This is a genomic window from Chryseobacterium sp., from assembly GCF_041914225.1.
Classification (GTDB): Bacteria; Bacteroidota; Bacteroidia; order Flavobacteriales; family Weeksellaceae; genus Chryseobacterium.
Genome location: NZ_JAYSDT010000043.1, coordinates 1 through 17,291, shown reverse-complemented (window position 1 = coordinate 17,291; position 17,291 = coordinate 1). Strand labels below are relative to the sequence as shown.

The 17,291-nt window shown below is 38.1% G+C and carries 13 protein-coding genes; 1 reads left to right on the top strand and 12 read right to left on the bottom strand.

Annotated features, from left to right (window positions below; all coding sequences use genetic code 11):
• Positions 1-78: 78 nt before the first annotated feature.
• Positions 79-3,165, bottom strand: a complete 3,087-nt coding sequence (locus tag ACE3RB_RS16045; protein ID WP_374465131.1) for a carboxypeptidase regulatory-like domain-containing protein — start codon at positions 3,163-3,165, stop codon at positions 79-81.
• A gap of 324 nt (positions 3,166-3,489) precedes the next feature.
• On the opposite strand from ACE3RB_RS16045, the gene ligA reads away from it, so the two are divergent.
• On the top strand, positions 3,490-5,493 hold the full coding sequence (gene ligA, locus ACE3RB_RS16040) for an NAD-dependent DNA ligase LigA (RefSeq protein ID WP_374465130.1): 2,004 nt from the start codon (positions 3,490-3,492) through the stop codon (positions 5,491-5,493).
• Positions 5,494-5,581: 88 nt separating this feature from the next.
• Here the strand turns inward: ligA and ACE3RB_RS16035 are convergent, their stop codons facing one another.
• The 11 genes from ACE3RB_RS16035 to ACE3RB_RS15985 form a co-directional block, all read right to left on the bottom strand.
• The gene (locus tag ACE3RB_RS16035; protein WP_374465129.1) at positions 5,582-5,869 is read right to left on the bottom strand and encodes a type II toxin-antitoxin system RelE/ParE family toxin; all 288 of its coding nucleotides are present in this window, start codon (positions 5,867-5,869) and stop codon (positions 5,582-5,584) included.
• Positions 5,851-6,000 (bottom strand): hypothetical protein, encoded by a 150-nt coding sequence (locus ACE3RB_RS16030; RefSeq protein WP_374465128.1) that lies wholly within the window; start codon positions 5,998-6,000, stop codon positions 5,851-5,853. Before ACE3RB_RS16030 ends, ACE3RB_RS16035 begins: the two co-directional genes overlap by 19 nt.
• Positions 6,001-6,215: 215 nt before the next feature.
• Positions 6,216-6,611, bottom strand: coding sequence for an STM3941 family protein (locus tag ACE3RB_RS16025; RefSeq protein WP_374465127.1), 396 nt, complete (start codon positions 6,609-6,611; stop codon positions 6,216-6,218).
• 248 nt (positions 6,612-6,859) lie between these two features.
• The gene (locus ACE3RB_RS16020) at positions 6,860-8,575 is read right to left on the bottom strand and encodes an ATP-binding protein (RefSeq protein ID WP_374465126.1); all 1,716 of its coding nucleotides are present in this window, start codon (positions 8,573-8,575) and stop codon (positions 6,860-6,862) included.
• Between the two features lie 5 nt (positions 8,576-8,580).
• Positions 8,581-9,690, bottom strand: coding sequence for a sensor protein KdpD (locus ACE3RB_RS16015; protein WP_374465125.1), 1,110 nt, complete (start codon positions 9,688-9,690; stop codon positions 8,581-8,583).
• A 56-nt stretch (positions 9,691-9,746) separates the two neighbouring features.
• Positions 9,747-10,796, bottom strand: coding sequence for a porin (locus ACE3RB_RS16010; RefSeq protein ID WP_374465145.1), 1,050 nt, complete (start codon positions 10,794-10,796; stop codon positions 9,747-9,749).
• 103 nt (positions 10,797-10,899) lie between these two features.
• Positions 10,900-11,457: a potassium-transporting ATPase subunit KdpC gene (gene kdpC, locus ACE3RB_RS16005; RefSeq protein ID WP_374465124.1), complete on the bottom strand. Its 558-nt coding sequence runs from the start codon at positions 11,455-11,457 to the stop codon at positions 10,900-10,902.
• A gap of 10 nt (positions 11,458-11,467) precedes the next feature.
• A complete protein-coding gene (gene kdpB / locus ACE3RB_RS16000; RefSeq protein ID WP_374465123.1) occupies positions 11,468-13,507 on the bottom strand; it encodes a potassium-transporting ATPase subunit KdpB in 2,040 nt (679 codons plus the stop codon).
• Positions 13,508-13,682: 175 nt separating this feature from the next.
• Positions 13,683-15,377: a potassium-transporting ATPase subunit KdpA gene (gene kdpA, locus ACE3RB_RS15995; RefSeq protein WP_374465122.1), complete on the bottom strand. Its 1,695-nt coding sequence runs from the start codon at positions 15,375-15,377 to the stop codon at positions 13,683-13,685.
• Positions 15,378-15,383: 6 nt separating this feature from the next.
• Positions 15,384-15,461, bottom strand: a complete 78-nt coding sequence (locus ACE3RB_RS15990; RefSeq protein WP_077415921.1) for a potassium-transporting ATPase subunit F — start codon at positions 15,459-15,461, stop codon at positions 15,384-15,386.
• A 352-nt stretch (positions 15,462-15,813) separates the two neighbouring features.
• Positions 15,814-17,136: a sigma-54-dependent transcriptional regulator gene (locus ACE3RB_RS15985; RefSeq protein ID WP_374465121.1), complete on the bottom strand. Its 1,323-nt coding sequence runs from the start codon at positions 17,134-17,136 to the stop codon at positions 15,814-15,816.
• Between the last annotated feature and the right edge of the window lie 155 nt (positions 17,137-17,291).

Below are 17,291 nucleotides of genomic sequence, written 5' to 3'. Positions count from 1 at the left end.
GTCCTGAAACTTCCTGATAAAGGTAGTTATTAAAATTGAACCACGGGGACCTGTATGTCTTCCGTGGCTCAAAAGAAGTTAGAAAGTATATTTTGCACCGATCTGGATCTGATAAGGATTTCCTGTCAAAGGAACCAAACCACCTCCACTTACATTTTTGGTGTATTCGTACTGCATTGTATCTTTATTGAATCTGGTCACTTTATACAGAGAAGTATTTGAGTATGATTTGTTTACTCCCCATTCTTTGTTCAGAAGGTTGGCCACGTTGAAGATATCCACAGAAAGTTCAAAAGCTCCGACTTTATCAAATTTAATTTTTTTCGCTACACGCACGTCCCAAACTCCGTAAAAACCGTTTTTACCACCGTTACGCTCTGCAATTTTTCCGTTGTATTCAGTGATGTAATCTTTCAGGGCCTGTCCTACCTGTGGATCATCCAGAATGGATTGGGTAAGATTCGGGAAGATAAAAGCAAGGTCATTGGAATCTACGAAGTCTCCGTTGATATTTCCTCCTGTGGTTGCAGAGAAACGCGTTCCTCCTATCCCTGAATATCTGATTCCCACTGTAAAGCCTGCAATCGTAGGAGAGTTTCCATAGATAACCACTTTATTACGGAACTGGTTGTCAGAATAGGTCATTCTTAAATCTCTCGGATCGCTCTGGATCATGGTAGATAATGTCGCTGAGTTGGCTACGTTTCCATTGTATGAAGTATTGTCTTTAATATCAGACCATGTGTAACTTGCAGTGATTTCTCCGTCTTTCCAGTAACGGTAACTTGTATCAATTACAAATGAGAACTGGTTTACTTTACCATCACTAACCAATTCCAATACTCTTCCGAAATTATTATTGATTCTCCCCTGTTTCCAGTCGAAACTTACACTGTTATTGGCATTATTGGTAATAGCCCCTGTAGGGATAAATACTCCTCTTCCGCCTTCATTAGCCAGGGTAAAGAAAGGATTGGCCACCATGTTTCTGTCGTAATAAAAGTAATTATTTCTACCCAAAGCCATGTATCCGGCAATTCCCGCTCTGAATCTTTCATTGAAGAAATGGGTATACGAGATATTGGCTTTATAAACGATCGGGATTTTTGCATCCTTACCGGTATAATTGATGGTTGGAATCTGATACTGGGAAAGTGACGGAACAGAATTATAGTCATTCCTGTAACTGTTAAAATCAGGAGTAAGACCAATCACCGTAGGATTTACATCCACTGTAGCAAGGTGTCTGCCATCAAATACCAGGTTGTTGATGATCATATAATTGTTGATATCGGAAGAGAAAATTCCGGCACCGAATTTAAGGAAGTCCTTATTTTCTTCATTGATGTTCCAGTCAAACTGAAATCTTGGCTGGATGACAAATGATTTGATCTGATTATCGGTTCTGATTCCCATTTCATCAAACAATTTCTGGTTGAATTTTGCTTTCGGATAACCGCCGTAATCTAATCTTAAACCGGCCATTAAATCAAGACCTTTTGCAATTTTCGTCTGGAATTGTCCATATACTCCGATGTTCCAAATGTTTGATCTTACAGACGGATCGGCCACCAAAGGAACTTCTCTGTAGAATCTGTAAGGTGTCATGTTGTCAAAATTGCTCATCCCCTGGAAATGGAATCTTCCGTTCACCTCACTTCCGTATACTGATTTTGCCGTTGTATACATAAGGTCAGCCCCAAACGTATATTTTACCTTATCTGTATTGTAATATAAATTATCTACAAGCTGGAATACATTATTTCTGAAGCTTTCCTGAGCAAAACGATGTCCCCCGATCTGAATATTCGTAGATCCCACACTGGAAGATACGCCTTCAACAATTGCTCTCGGAACCGGTTTCCCTAATTGATTGTTCTGATAACTGTCCTGGAAAGTATAAAGATACTGAGCCTTTAATTCATTGGTCAGATTAGGCTGAAGATTTGATCTTAATGTTAACAACAAGCTGTTATCAAGATTTTTATCATTTCCATAAGACTCAAAGAAATTAATATTGGTGTTATCACCCAATCCGTTTTTATTAAGATCGTATGTGAAGTTATTTCTAAGCGTTAATAAATGTTTTTCATTGATCTGCCAGTCTAAACGTAAAAAACCGGCATCAGAGTTTCTCACTTTATCAAAACTTCCGAACTGCGGACTGTTTCCTACCCCGTATTTTGCCCTTGCAATATCCAGAAACTGGTTAAGTGTCTGTGTTGTTGTATTGAATCTTTTCTCGTCATCCGGAGACTTGATATCAGCAATTATCAAAGGTCTTGAATCCAGCTGATGATCCCATGCTACGAAGAAATGCAATTTGTTTTTAATGATTGGACCTCCCAATGAAAATCCGAACTGGGAAGTAGAGAAATCATTATCTCTTTTATTCCCTCTGATATCATATGGGCTGGAAAGCCAGTTGGTTCTTAAATATTCCCAGGCACTTCCTGAAAATTTATTGGTCCCTGATTTGGTAACAGCACTTACTGTTCCACCTCCGCTTCTTCCCAAAGTAACATCATATTGGTTGGTTGTGATTTTAAATTCACGTACCGCTTCAATAGAGATTGAGAAAGGGGCACCGCTTCGGCTGGTAGTAGCTCCGGCAGAAGTAGGATTTTTGGCTGTCATCCCATCAATTGTAAAGTTGGTAGAAGACCCCAGCTGCCCGGAAAGGTTTCCACCTTTTCCGCTCAGTGGCGATAGTTCAGCAAGATTGGCAAAGTTTCGACCGTTTACCGGGAGTATGCTGATATTTTTAGCAGAAATAGCGGTAGCCGCACCCAGATTTCCGATCTTGTTTTTAAGGTTCCCTGTAATCTTTACTTCTTCGATATGCTTCTCATTTCCAAGATCCATATTGACTGTCACCTGATCACCGAAGTTCACATTGTACCCTTCTTTTTTATCATCGTTGACAATGACTGTGTAAGGCCCTCCAAGAGGAATTTCCTTAAAAATATACTCCCCTTTTGAGTTGGTTTCCGTTTCCGTTCTGAATCCTGTAGACTCATTCACGATCGTTACTTTCACTTTTTCCTGGGCCGTACTTCCCGGTCCGGTAACTTTCCCTACAATAGAAGCCTGTGTGGTCTGTGCATAAGCCATTGTCCCAAGCCCTAAAAACAATAATCCCAGTACAATCTTTACTTTTTTCATTTCTTCCGAAGATCTATATTATTAATTTTTTGATGTTAGCCCAGAAACCTCTTTGATTTTCACGATGATAGATTATTTTGAGGTTTCTTTCAATCAGATGTGCAAAGGTATTTTGACTTTAAGAGCGGGTTGTTTAAGAAAGTTTTAACATTTTTTAAATTAAATCAGAACGTTATGTTAAATTAGTTTAAACATATGCTTTATGTTATAGAGAACCAATCTGTTAAAGCATATTAAGCATTTTTAATTTTCCTGTACTATTTTATTCTGTTATTTTTTAAATGCGATTACTTTAGTTATTTTTGCTCAAAAGATAGAAAAGCAATGTCTGAAAACATTCAACAAAAGATAGAACAGCTCCGCAAAGAGCTTCATCAGCATAATGAAAACTACTACCAACTGGATACTCCTACCATCACGGATTTTGAGTTCGACATGCTTCTGCAGGAACTTCAGGATCTGGAAGCCAAGTATCCTGAATTTTATGATGAAAACTCTCCTACGGTACGTGTAGGTGGTGGTGTTACCAAGGTTTTCCCTACAATTCAGCATAAATTCAGAATGTATTCTCTGGACAATTCTTACGATTTTGACGATCTTGAAGACTGGGAAAAGAGAATCATCAAAACAATTGACGATCCGGTAGAATTTGTTGCTGAGCTGAAATATGACGGTGCTTCCATTTCTATTCTTTATGAAAACGGTAAACTTTCACAGGCTGTGACCCGTGGTGATGGTTTCCAGGGAGATGAAATTACCCCGAATGTACGTACCATTTCAGATATTCCTTTGACTTTAAAGGGGGATTTCCCTGCTCAGTTTTTTATGCGTGGCGAAATTTATCTGACCAGAAAAAACTTTGACAAAATCAATAAACTGCGTGAGGAAGAAGGCCTTGATCCTTTTATGAATCCAAGAAATACAGCCAGCGGAAGTCTGAAAATGCAGGACAGCGCTGAGGTAAGAAAACGTGGGCTTTCTTCTGTATTATACCAGTTTATTTCTGATGAAGTTCCTGCTGAAAGCCACTGGGAGCAGCTTCAGAAAGCGCAAAGCTGGGGCTTCAAAACCTCCCAGCAGGCCAAATTATGTAAAACGATGGCTGAGGTACAGGAATTTATTACATTCTGGGATACGGAACGCCATAACCTTCCTTTTGAAATTGATGGTATTGTTTTAAAGGTTAATTCTTTACAGCAGCAGAGACAGCTTGGCTATACGGCCAAATCTCCCCGTTGGGCAATGGCATACAAATTCAAAGCAGAAAAAGTAGAAACAGAACTTCAGAGTGTCTCTTACCAGGTGGGAAGAACCGGTGCTATTACACCTGTTGCCAACCTTAAACCTGTTTTACTGGCCGGAACAATCGTAAAAAGAGCTTCCCTGCATAATGAAGATATCATTAAAAAGCTGGATCTTCATGAACATGATTTCGTGTATGTAGAAAAAGGAGGTGAAATTATTCCCAAAATTGTAGGTGTCAATACTGAGAAAAGAACAGAAGCCAGCAAAGAAATTGAATATATCAAACATTGTCCTGAATGTGGTACCGAACTGGTAAAAATTGAAGATCAGGCGATCCATTTCTGTCCGAACGAACTTCACTGCCCACCACAGGTTGTTGGAAGAATGATCCACTACGTTTCCAGAAAAGCATTGAATATTGACAATCTGGGAAGTGAAACGATTGAACAGCTGTATAGGGAAAGACTGATTGAAAATCCTGCAGATTTCTATGTTTTAACGAAAGAACAGCTTCTTCCATTGGAAAGAATGGCTGAAAAATCTGCCCAGAACATCATCACAGGAATTGAAAAATCCAAAGAAGTTTCTTTTGAGAAAGTTTTGTACGGAATCGGAATTAAGCATGTAGGGGAAACAGTTGCCAAAAAACTGGTGAAAAACTTTCCAACGATTGAAGAATTAAAAAATGCTACGATTGAAGAACTTTGCCAGGTGGAAGATATCGGGACAAAAATTGCAGTAAGCATCGTTGATTTTTTCCAGAATCCTGAAAACATTTTGATGATCGAGCGGTTAAAATCTTATGGTGTACGGCTTGAAAAAGGAGAAAACACCAATGAAGTTCTATCCAATGTTCTGGAAGGAAAAACGTTCCTATTCACCGGAAAATTATCTCTATTCACAAGAGAAGCAGCTGAGGAGATGGTAGAAAAGCATGGAGGAAAAAATATTTCTGCCGTTTCGAAAAACCTCAACTATCTTGTGGTAGGAGAAAAAGCAGGAAGCAAGCTGAAAAAAGCCCAGGATATCGGGACAATTACGATTCTGGATGAGCAGCAGTTTCTGGATCTGATTGAGAAATAATAAAATTTTAAAATATTTTACAAAAAGACCATTGAAATAATTCAATGGTCTTTTATTATTATAGAAATGAGTCGAATTAAATAATTCTTCACTTTTTATCTTCTCTCCTTCCATCCCAAACAGAAAGGACGATCAACTCAGAATTTGAAAATTCATAGGATATCAGATAATCTCTCACTATTTTCACCCTCACCCTTTCAATATCTGTTTTTCTTTCTATTGCAAGATGCTCAGCCAGTAATTCAATATTATATAAGATCAGCTTGTTGAGTTTTATACTAAAAACATTAGATTTATTTCTGAGAATCCAGTATTCAAGAATTTCTTTTCTTTCTGTATTAGCTTTAACGGTCCAGATTACTTTTCTTTTAGCCATTCTTCTATATCTTGATTGGCTTTATCTTCGGTAAGGTATGATCGATTTTTATATTCTTCCCTTGCTTCTGCTATCCTGTCTTTTTGGGCAGCATTAAGAACATATTCGTTCTGATCTAATTCAAAATCCAAAAGTTTCTGAATCTCAACGATTCTAGCCTCCTTTAATTAGGCAATACGATTGATCAAATCAAGTTTTAAGTCTGAGATATTCATCATAAATGAATTGATAATAAAATTTTAGCAATCCTACAAATTATAAGGTCTTATTCTACTATTCAGCAGCTCCAATAACACCTTTGCCTTCACATTCAGAATATCAGTCTGAATACTGTAACGAATTCCTTCTAACTGAGGAAACACTGCTGAAGAAACCTTATCTTTTCCTTCGGCTTCTTCATGATAACACAAATGTATTCTGAGGTTTTAATCCCATGATGCCGCATATCTGATATAAAAAATAAAGCTACATCATCAAAATGGATGAATGTAGGCTTTCTTAATACACTATAAACAATAATCTGCTTATCAGTCACCGTTAGTAAAGGTTCGGTACGTACCAACAGCAGGATCGAATACAATATTCCAAAGGAAAAAAGAGTAATTCCAAGGGAAAGAATCACAATGATAAGTAGATTTTTGTCTCCGAAATCAATATAAGAAAGACCTATCGTAAAAGTACACGAAATGATAAGCAGTATCAGGTTTTTAATTTTACTGGAATAAAAATGATGCTCTTTCATATACTTTAGTCTCTATTTGATAATAGCCAAATATATAAACTTCAGACAATAGCCTCCAAAGCATCAATAGTACCAGAGCTTATATCTGTTTATTCAAAGCCTTCTTAAAAAGCAAAATCTCTTCTTGACTAAGGTTATTCAAAGAAATTGTGCGTTTTGTATTGGATCCATGAATTTAAAAGAATAGAATTACACGTTTTTAGTTAAGAAAAATATTATTTTTCTGTTCAAAGGTATAACAATAACTCTTATGAAACCGGCAGTCTGAAATAAAATGTACTTCCGTTATTCAAAGAGCTTTTCACTCCTATTTCTCCATGTTGCTTCTCAATAAAATTCTTTGAAATTGCCAAGCCTAAGCCAGTTCCATTCTGATGTTCTCCGGGAACCTGAAAATAGCGGTCAAAGATCTGACGGTGGTATTTTTCATCAATTCCGCTTCCGGTATCAATAATGTTGAACTGAATGAAAGAATCCAGTCTCTCAACTACAATCTTAATACTTTCGTCCTGAAAAGAATGCTTTACGGCATTGGTTAAAAAATTATTCATCACCCAGACAGTTTTATCAAAATCAGCAGTCACAGCGTCGTTGTCTTCCAGAAAATATTCTGTACTGATGGAAATGTTTTTCTGCTCGGCAAGCTTTTCAACGTTCTTTACAGCTGTCTGTACGATTTCTTTTGGAGAGCATTTCTCAACAGTCAGTCTTATGTTTCCGGATTCTACCTGGGAAAGATTAAGCAACTCACCTGTAATATCCAGTAAGCGCTGCCCGTCTTCATTGATGCTTTTCAATAATTCCTGCTGCTGCTCATTCAGCTCCCCGAACTTTTGGTTTCCAAGAAGCTGTACCCCCATTTTGATAGCTGAAATCGGAGTTTTCAGTTCATGGGAAATGGTTGCTATAAAATTGGTTTTGGCAAAATCAAGCTCTTTAAAAGGGGTAATATTTCTTAACAGAATTACCTTTCCGATATATTTTTTTTCCTTTTCGCCGGTCTTTACAATATTGATCGGGATGATGTCTTGTTCAAAATAATTTTCTTTGTTATCACGAACGATTTTAATCGGATCTTTTACCGGATGATCTATATTTTTCAATAGTTCACGCATCAGATCGTTATTGACAGCAACTTCATGAGCCGTTTTTCCTATAATTTCTTCTTTGTGAAGATTGGTGATTTTCAAAGCTTCATCATTAATCATATAGATAAAATGATTCTCATCCAGACCAATAACTGCATCATGCATATTATTGACAAGGGTTTCGATCCGTTTTTTATCCATCAGCTGCTTGGAAAGTGTACTGCTTTCGTATTCCTGAAGTTTCTCTGCCATGCTGTTAAAGGAATCTGCAAGACTGTTGAATTCTTCGCTTCCTTTGAAATGAACTCTTTCACTGTAGTTTTTATCGGCAATCTGTTTGATACTGAAAGTAAGCTGGTTAATAGGCTCTGCAATAGTCTGTGGTAAATTGAAAAGTAATATAAAAGCAATCAGAAAACATACCGTTCCTAAGCTTACGATCCAGAAAGTAGCATTTTCTGCTGTAATGATGGCAATATCACTCTTACGTTCTATACCTTTCATATTCAAAGACATAATCTTGGCCAGATCTTCGCGTATCAGCTTTTCTTTATTGATATCCGGAGCTTTCAGATAGCTGTCGAAATGAAGGTTGAGGTTTTGCGTAGCTTCTTTTTCTCCAAATTCGGTAAGGTTTTTTTCCTGAAGTTTATTGTTTTTCTGAAAATCTGCTATTGCAACGGTACTGTCTGTACTGATATTATCCAGTGCCAGAAGCATGTTTTTGGAAAACTCCAGGCTGTTGTAATTCGCAGTAAGAATCTTTTCAGTATCAGATTTTAATTTATTGATATATACAGAACCTATCACTGAAAGCAGTACGATCAGCAGAAATAAAAGGCCCACGCCTAAGGTAAGTTTTGTTTTAAGTTTCATTACTTTTAAGATAAAATAATAATATCTATCTGTCTTTCATTCAGTCTGTTCATCAGGGTATAAATCCAGCTGTATCCTAACAGCCGCTGCCAAAACCTGGCATGAGGTTTCCCAATGCAAACCGTCGTGATATTATGGGCAATCACATATTCCAGAATTCCGTTATGAACACTGCTTTCTTTGATCCGTACTACTTTGGCGCCCAATTCCTGTGCTAAATTAAAATTATTAATCAAATACCGCTGCTTATCCAGCGCAATTTTTTCAGGATTTTCTGAAGGTTTCTGAACATATAAAACCGTCCACGGACTGTTATAATAACTGGCTAATCTTGCTGTTTTGCGGATGATTGTTTTGGCAATTTTTTCATTACTGCTGATGCAGGCCAGGAATTTTATCGGTTTAAAATTCTCGGTTTTGATTTCTGTCTCCACTTTTCTTTCCACGTGAGTGGCTACTTCTTTTAAAGCTAACTCACGAAGCTGCAGAATATGCCCGCTTTGGAAGAAATTACTCAGCGCTGTCTGAATTTTTTCTTTTTTATAGATCTTTCCTTCTTTCAGGCGGGTCAGCAGCTCATCAGCGGTAAGGTCAATATTCACTACTTCATCTGCCAGTGCCAGTATTTTATCAGGAACCCGCTCTGCTACTTCCACTCCCGTGATTTTCTTTACCTCTTCATTCAGGCTTTCGATATGCTGGATATTCATGGCACTGATGACGTTGATTCCGTTATCCAGAATTTCCAGCACATCCTGCCATCTTTTTTTATTTTTAGAACCTTCTACGTTGGTGTGGGCCAGCTCGTCTACTAACACGACTTCAGGATGTTCATTGATAATGGCCTGAAGATCCATTTCCTCAAGGTTCTTTCCTTTATAAAAAACCGATTTCCTTTCAATTTGGGGAAGACCTTCCACCAGAGCTTCAGTTTCTTCCCGTCCATGAGTTTCGATATACCCGATCTTCACATCAATGCCATTTCGCAAAAGGGAATGAGCTTCCTGGAGCATACGGAAACTCTTTCCTACCCCTGCACTCATCCCGATATAAATTTTGAATTTTCCTTTGCGGGACTTCTGAATCAGTTCTAAAAAATCTTTTGCTGATGACATTGATTTTATTCTTTTTAATTTTACTTTAAGCACTATTTTCTGTGGCTAAACCGATATTAAAACCAGACCGCTAAACTCGATGTTATAAAGAAATTCCCCTTTTTAAATTCATCATTTTTAGCAAAAATGGCATCTTTTGAAGTCAAACCTCTGGCTTCTGTACGGAAAACAACATTTTTAAATATTGCATAGTCTACATTCAGCGAGTATCCGAAAGTCTGAAACCCGTTAGGCGTTTCTGTGCTGATGATCACTCCGTTTTTATCATTGTAGTACTCCAGTCTTCCTGCCAGTACCCATTTGCTGTCCAACTGATATTTCATCTGAACATTCGGACTGTACCAGATGTTATACTGCTCACTTCCTTTTGATTTCTGTTCTGCTCCGATATCAAATCCCAATACCGCAGAAAACTGATCCGTTATCTGGAAACTTCCATACAAATCATGTAAATAACGCATTCTTTTATCCTCTTTTGCTTTATCATTTCCAATAAATGAGCTACTGTTCAAAGTAATTTTATCATTAGGCTTATAGGTAAGCTGATGCCCGAAAGAAATACTCTGATTTCCTTCAGCCTTTGCGATACGCTGCCATCCGTTCAATACCAGTCCGCTTACAAACCATTTTCCATTATCTGAAGTGTAGGAAATTTTGGCTCCGGTTTCAAAATACGGAGAGTTCTCTGCAGCTAAGCTTCTTGTCAAATTAACATTATCTTTCCCAATGGCACTTTCCCAGCCGATATGGGAAGGCATAATCCCTGCATCAATCCATAAGCTTTTATTTTTTGATATTCTGATTCCTACATTGGCTTCATTCACGTAGCGTAATGCATTTTGTTCAGCTGCCATATTATCCTGAGCGTAAGTTCCGGCCATTAAAGCTACATTGGCACGAATATTCTCACTTTGATAATTGGCTTTAACCAATCCCAGGTTAAGATTCATTTCATTATGTCTGTTATATGAGTAGAGGAAATTTTGACGCATATGATTTCCGGGCTCATTAAAATCGTAGGTATAAAACAGTTCTGCATAAGCGGAAAATGTAACTTTATTTCCTGTTTTTAATGAGTCTGACGACTGTGCTTTGGAGAAAAACATTCCCAATACGGCTCCTATAACTAAATATTTTTTCACTTTTATTAAGGTATGTTAACCATGTCAAGGTTTAAAGCCCTGACATGATTATTTGATTATTAATTTATTATTTTAATTGATCCAAAGCAATATTAAGCTTCAGAACATTCACTTTTGATGGTCCGAAAAGGCCTAACAGCGGCTTTTCAGTCTGAGTATTAATTAAATTTCTGATCTGCTCTTCAGAAATATTTCTCACTTTTGCAATTCTTTTGGCCTGATACAGTGCTCCTTCTTCGGAAATATCCGGATCCAGCCCGCTTCCACTTGCTGTAACAAGCTCTACAGGAACTTTTGTATTCCCCATTTCAGGATTATCCATTTTTAAAGTATCGATTCTTTTCTGTACAATATCCAGATATTCTTTGTTGCTTGGACCTTTGTTGCTTCCACCACTTCCTGCTGCATTATAATTAACGGAAGAAGGACGGCCATGAAAGTATTTCTCAGATTTAAATTCCTGTCCGATATTGGCATAAAACTTCTGTCCTTTATCATAAATAACCTCTCCGTTTCCTTTGTTGGGAAGTATTTTAGAACCTCCGTATACTACAGCCAGATAAAGCCCTGTTACCACCAGCATTATAAGCGTTAATCTGAATGCTGAAACAATATGATTTTTCATTTTTTTAATTTTAATAGAATAAACTGATTATCAGATCAATGATTTTGATCCCGATGAAGGGAACAATAACTCCGCCCAGACCGTAGATCAAAAGGTTTCTTCTTAATAAGGCACTTGCTCCGATCGGCTTATAAGCTACTCCTTTCAGTGCCAGCGGAATCAGGAACGGAATAATCACTGCATTGAAAATAACCGCTGATAATATCGCTGTTTCCGGGCTGTGAAGATTCATAATATTCAGCTTCTGAAGAGAAGGAATAAAAGTGATAAAGAGCGCAGGAATAATCGCAAAATACTTCGCTACGTCGTTCGCAATACTAAAAGTTGTCAGCGTTCCTCTTGTCATCAATAACTGCTTCCCGATTTCCACAATTTCAATCAGTTTTGTGGGGTCATTATCAAGGTCTACCATGTTTCCGGCTTCTTTTGCAGCTTGAGTTCCACTGTTCATGGCTACACCTACATCTGCCTGAGCTAATGCCGGAGCATCATTGGTTCCGTCTCCCATCATCGCTACCAGTTTACCTTCCTGCTGTTCCTTTTTAATGTAATTCATCTTATCTTCAGGTTTGGCTTCGGCAATAAAATCATCTACTCCGGCTTTTTCTGCAATGAATTTTGCGGTCAAGGGGTTATCTCCGGTTACCATTACCGTTTTTACACCCATTTTTCTCAGTCTCTGAAAACGTTCCTGAATTCCGGTTTTGATGATATCCTGAAGTTCAATAACACCCCACACCTTTTCATTTACAGAAACTACCAGAGGTGTTCCTCCGTTTTCAGAAATTTTGGTTACCGCATTCTGGGTTTCCTGCGGGAAGATATTCCCGGCTTTTTCAGTCAGTTTTTTTATCGTATCATAAGCTCCTTTACGGATTCTTGTATCTTCAAAATCAATTCCGGAAGTTCTGGTTTCTGCAGTAAAATCAATATATGTAGGATTGGAAACCAATAAATCTTCGGTTTTTAAGGCACTCAGCTCAATGATGGATTTTCCTTCCGGTGTCTCATCAGCTACAGAACTTAATGCAGAAGCTTTAATGAATTCTTCAATCTGGATTCCGTTTGCAGGATGGAACTGCGTTGCTTTACGGTTACCGATAGTGATTGTTCCGGTTTTATCAAGCAGCAGAACATCAATATCTCCCGCTGTTTCCACAGCTTTACCACTTTTGGTAATCACATTCGCTCTCAATGCTCTGTCCATCCCCGCAATCCCGATTGCAGAAAGCAGACCACCGATGGTTGTCGGAATAAGACAAACGAAAAGAGATATAAATGCCGCTATGGTAATCGGAGTCTGCGCATAGTCTGCAAAAGGCTTTAAAGTTAGGGTAACAATAATAAATGTAAGCGTGAATCCTGCTAACAGTATGGTTAATGCAATTTCGTTCGGTGTCTTTTGTCTCGATGCTCCTTCTACAAGAGCAATCATTTTATCCAGGAAGGATTCTCCCGGTTTTGTGGTTACTTTCACTTTAATTCTGTCTGACAATACTTTTGTACCTCCGGTTACAGAACTTTTGTCTCCTCCAGCTTCACGGATTACAGGTGCACTTTCTCCGGTAATGGCAGACTCATCAATGGTCGCAAGACCTTCAATAATCTCCCCATCCATCGGAATCTGATCTCCAGCCTCACAAAGGAAAATATCACCTAATCTCATTTCAGCAGACATTTTCAGACTTGTTTCTACCTGGAACCCCGGCTTGTTATCAAGGACTACCCTGGCCGGAGTTTCTTCTCTTGTTTTTCTGAGGGTATCAGCCTGTGCTTTTCCTCTTGCCTCTGCAATAGCTTCTGCAAAGTTGGCAAACAGAACGGTGAAAAATAAAATAATAAATACTAAAAAGTTATAGGAAAAGCTTCCCTGGGTTTTATCACCGGTAAGACTGAACATGCTTACGATAAACATAACAATGGTTCCGATTTCCACCAGAAACATTACCGGATTTTTAAACATAATTTTCGGATTCAGCTTTACGAAGGACTGTTTTATCGCTTCGTTGACCAAATCTCTTTGAAATAATGTTTGTGACTGATTTTTCATTTTTTTGAAAGAGTTTATATCATTGTAAATCAATAGTAACCATCAAGGTCTGCCGGATCATAAGGATAGATATGGATAATAGTAAGTGAACGTTTCGTAAGTGTCAGACTAGCTTCCTTACATTTTTCAGCTTCCTTAATGGTTGAATATTGATTTTAATTTTTAATGTTCACATTTATTTTGAGAAGTACTGAATCTGCTCTGCAATAGGGCCTAATGTCAATGCAGGGAAGAAGGATAATGCTGCAATCAGTAAAATTACCGCCAGAGTCATAAATCCGAAAGTAGCCGTATCTGTTTTCAGTGTTCCTGCACTTTCCGGGATATATTTCTTCTGTTCCAATAGTCCTGCAATGGCTACCGGTCCTATGATCGGGATGAATCTTGACAGGAGAAGCACAATTCCTGTTGAGATATTCCACCAAGGGGTATTGTCTCCAAGTCCTTCAAATCCGGATCCGTTATTGGCTGCAGAAGAAGTAAACTCGTACAGCATTTCACTGAAACCATGGAAGCCCGGATTATTCAATGTTTTTGCCCCAAATTCCGGCAGATAAGCTGTTAAAGCCGTTCCTGCAAGAATTAAGAAAGGGTGAAATAAAGCGACAATCATCGCAATTTTCATTTCCTTCGCTTCAATCTTTTTACCCATAAATTCCGGGGTTCGTCCTACCATCAGACCACTGATGAACACCGCGAGAATGATAAAGATGAAATAGTTCAGGATTCCGACTCCGCAACCTCCATAGAAACAATTGATCATCATGGCGAGCAGCTCATTCATCCCTGAAAGAGGCATTGTGCTGTCGTGCATCGCATTCACAGATCCTGTAGAAATTACAGTAGTGGCAATACTCCAGTACCCGGATGCTGCACTTCCGAAACGGATTTCTTTCCCTTCCATAGCTCCCAGGCTATTATCTGCTCCCATTTGTGTAATCAGAGGATTTCCTCCTGTTTCATTCACTATATTCGGAATAGTAAGCGCCAGAAAACCGACCGTCATTACCGTAAAGATCACCCATGATAGCTTTCTTTTATTGAGATAAAAACCCAGTGCAAATACCAACGCAAACGGAATGATCATTTGAGTAACCATTTCTGTCATATTGGTCATATAATTGGGATTTTCAAGTGGGTGTGCTGAATTCGCTCCGAAAAATCCACCACCGTTAGTTCCCAGGTGTTTAATGGCAACAAATGCAGATACAGGACCTCTGGAAACGTCTGCTTTCTGGCCTTCAAGTGTTATAATATGATCTTTCCCTTCAAAAGTCATCGGACTTCCGTTAATAGAAAGAATTAAAGCAACAATCACACTGATCGGCACCAGGATTCTGACCATTGATTTGGTGAAAAAATCGTAAAAGTTACCCAGTTCTGTGCTTGTTTTTTCTTTAAAAGCCTTAAAAAGGACAGCCATAGCCGCCATTACCGTTGCAGCCGTAACGAACTGTAAAAACATCAGATAAAGCTGGCTCAGATAGCTCACTCCCGTTTCTCCTGAATAATGCTGCAAATTACAGTTAACCAAGAATGAAATGGTCGTATTAAAAGCCAAATCAGGTGACATATTCGGGTTTCCGTCAGGATTTAAAGGAAGCCACGCCTGATTCAGCAAAAGAAGAAAACCAATGATAAACCAGATCAGATTAATCGCCAGCATGGCATACATATTCTGTTTCCAGTTCATCTGACGGGCAGGATTAATCCCTGAAACTTTATAAATTAACTTTTCAACGGGTTCAAAAACCGGGTCCAGAAAAGTTTTTTTGTATCCGTAGACATTAGCTATGTATTTCCCTAAAAATATTCCGATAACTAACGTGATAGCAAACATTGCTATGATGCCTAATATTTCTGTATTCATGATGGATTAAAATTTTTCAGGTTTTATTAAAACATAACAGATATACACAAAGGCAAGTATTGAGAGGAAAAATAAACTCCACATAATTTATATTCTATCAAAAAATTCAACTGATTTATATAAAAGCCAAAACAGCACTGCAAACAGCAGAATTAAACTTATCAGCATCATATCTTAATTATTAGGGTTAAAAGGGTCAACAATACGTACGATACAATCAGCAGACTAAAAGTAGATTGCTCCCGTTTTTTAAACGTTTTTCTAGAAATTGTCATTTTTAAATATTTTATTCAGAGACTATATGCCAAAAGAAAGTCCATTTTGAAAAACAAAGAATTAACAAACTGAATAACAATCAATTACACTTAAACACCTCACTATATAAAAACAGAAAAGCCTATCAAAATGATAGGCTCTTTATTAAAATAATAAAAATTTATTTTAATCCATATTCTTCAAGTTTCCGGTACAATGTGGCAATACCGATCTCCAATAAACGTGCGGCTTCTGCTTTGTTGCCTTTTGTATACTGTAAGACTTTTTGGATATGTATTTTTTCCAGTGATCTGATACTTAATGAATCACTTTCGGGAATAGCTTTTTCCGAGTAATGGGGAAGGCTGTCTGCGTCAAGGATATTGTTATCCATCAAAATCAAGCTGCGTTCCACAGCATTTCTCAATTCTCGGATATTTCCTTTCCAGTCGTTTCGTTCCAGCGCTTTATAATAATCAGGATTTACCTGAACGGATGCAAGATGAAGTTTATGGGAAAAAATATCTATAAAATGTTTGGCAATAGCTTTCAGATCTTCTTTTCTTTCCCTTAGTGGCGGAAGTGTGATCTCAAATACATTCAGTCTGAAATAAAGATCCTCTCTGAAATTCCCCTGCTTTATTTCACCCTCCAGATCCCGGTTGGTTGCAGCAATTAATCTGAAATCGGATTTGGAAACTTTGGTTTCCCCCATTTTGATAAATTCTCCGGTTTCCAGTACTCTGAGCAGCTTTGCCTGCAATTCTATGGGCATTTCGCCAATTTCATCAAGAAACAGAGTTCCTCCGTTCGCTTCTTCAATCAAACCTTTTTTATCTTTCACCGCACCGGTAAAAGCACCTTGCTTATGGCCAAAAAGCTCACTCTCCAGAATCTCTTTACTGAATGCAGAGCAGTTGATGGCTACGAAGCTGTTCTTCTTTCTGTCACTCCCTTCATGAATTGCACTTGCAAAGACTTCTTTACCCGTTCCTGTTTCTCCTGTAAGAAGTACGGCGGCATCCGTCAGAGCCACTTTTTCTGCCAGTTTTTTAGCTTGTAAAATTAGTGGTGATTTACCTATGATCTGATCAAATCCTTTTGTTACAGTCTGCTGAACCACTCTTGATTTATTATCTTTCACCTTATCCAAAGCCTTATAGACCAAAGGGATGATTTTCTCATTATCATCTCCTTTCACCAGATAGTCGTAGGCACCGTTCTTCATAGCCTGTACTGCGTCTGTAATATTCCCGAAAGCCGTCATCAAAATGATTTCAATTTGAGGATATTTATTATTGATAGACTTTACCAGTTCTACTCCAAAAGCATCAGGCAGCCGCACATCGCTCAGAACAACATCAAATTCATATTGCTCCAGCATTGTCATTGCCGAACGTGCTGTAGAAGCTTCTTTTACGTTAAAATTCTCTTGGGAAAGGATCATTCCTAATAGTTTAAGGAGTTTGATCTCATCATCGATGATCAGAATGTTTCCTGACATTATAATTATTTTAGAAAACCACTACAAACTTATTGAAATTATTTGAGTAAAACAGGGTTATACAAGGAAATAGTTAGCTGATCAGTTTCTAAAGTTTAGGAGCTCTTTCCCGCTATCCATTCATACTCCTCGCGCCTGCGCTCTCACCCTGAGCG

What these genes read in the sequence shown, in the direction of transcription:
- ACE3RB_RS16025 (WP_374465127.1), bottom strand. Translation starts at nt 6,611, where the DNA reads ATGAAAGAGCATCATTTTTATTCCAGTAAAATTAAAAACCTGATACTG.
- ACE3RB_RS15990 (WP_077415921.1), bottom strand. Translation starts at nt 15,461, where the DNA reads ATGTGGAGTTTATTTTTCCTCTCAATACTTGCCTTTGTGTATATCTGT.
- kdpB (WP_374465123.1), bottom strand. Translation starts at nt 13,507, where the DNA reads ATGAAAAATCAGTCACAAACATTATTTCAAAGAGATTTGGTCAACGAA.
- ACE3RB_RS16010 (WP_374465145.1), bottom strand. Translation starts at nt 10,796, where the DNA reads ATGTTTTTCTCCAAAGCACAGTCGTCAGACTCATTAAAAACAGGAAAT.
- kdpC (WP_374465124.1), bottom strand. Translation starts at nt 11,457, where the DNA reads ATGAAAAATCATATTGTTTCAGCATTCAGATTAACGCTTATAATGCTG.
- ACE3RB_RS15985 (WP_374465121.1), bottom strand. Translation starts at nt 17,136, where the DNA reads ATGTCAGGAAACATTCTGATCATCGATGATGAGATCAAACTCCTTAAA.
- ligA (WP_374465130.1), top strand. Translation starts at nt 3,490, where the DNA reads ATGTCTGAAAACATTCAACAAAAGATAGAACAGCTCCGCAAAGAGCTT.
- ACE3RB_RS16020 (WP_374465126.1), bottom strand. Translation starts at nt 8,575, where the DNA reads ATGAAACTTAAAACAAAACTTACCTTAGGCGTGGGCCTTTTATTTCTG.
- ACE3RB_RS16035 (WP_374465129.1), bottom strand. Translation starts at nt 5,869, where the DNA reads ATGGCTAAAAGAAAAGTAATCTGGACCGTTAAAGCTAATACAGAAAGA.
- ACE3RB_RS16015 (WP_374465125.1), bottom strand. Translation starts at nt 9,690, where the DNA reads ATGTCATCAGCAAAAGATTTTTTAGAACTGATTCAGAAGTCCCGCAAA.
- ACE3RB_RS16045 (WP_374465131.1), bottom strand. Translation starts at nt 3,165, where the DNA reads ATGAAAAAAGTAAAGATTGTACTGGGATTATTGTTTTTAGGGCTTGGG.
- kdpA (WP_374465122.1), bottom strand. Translation starts at nt 15,377, where the DNA reads ATGAATACAGAAATATTAGGCATCATAGCAATGTTTGCTATCACGTTA.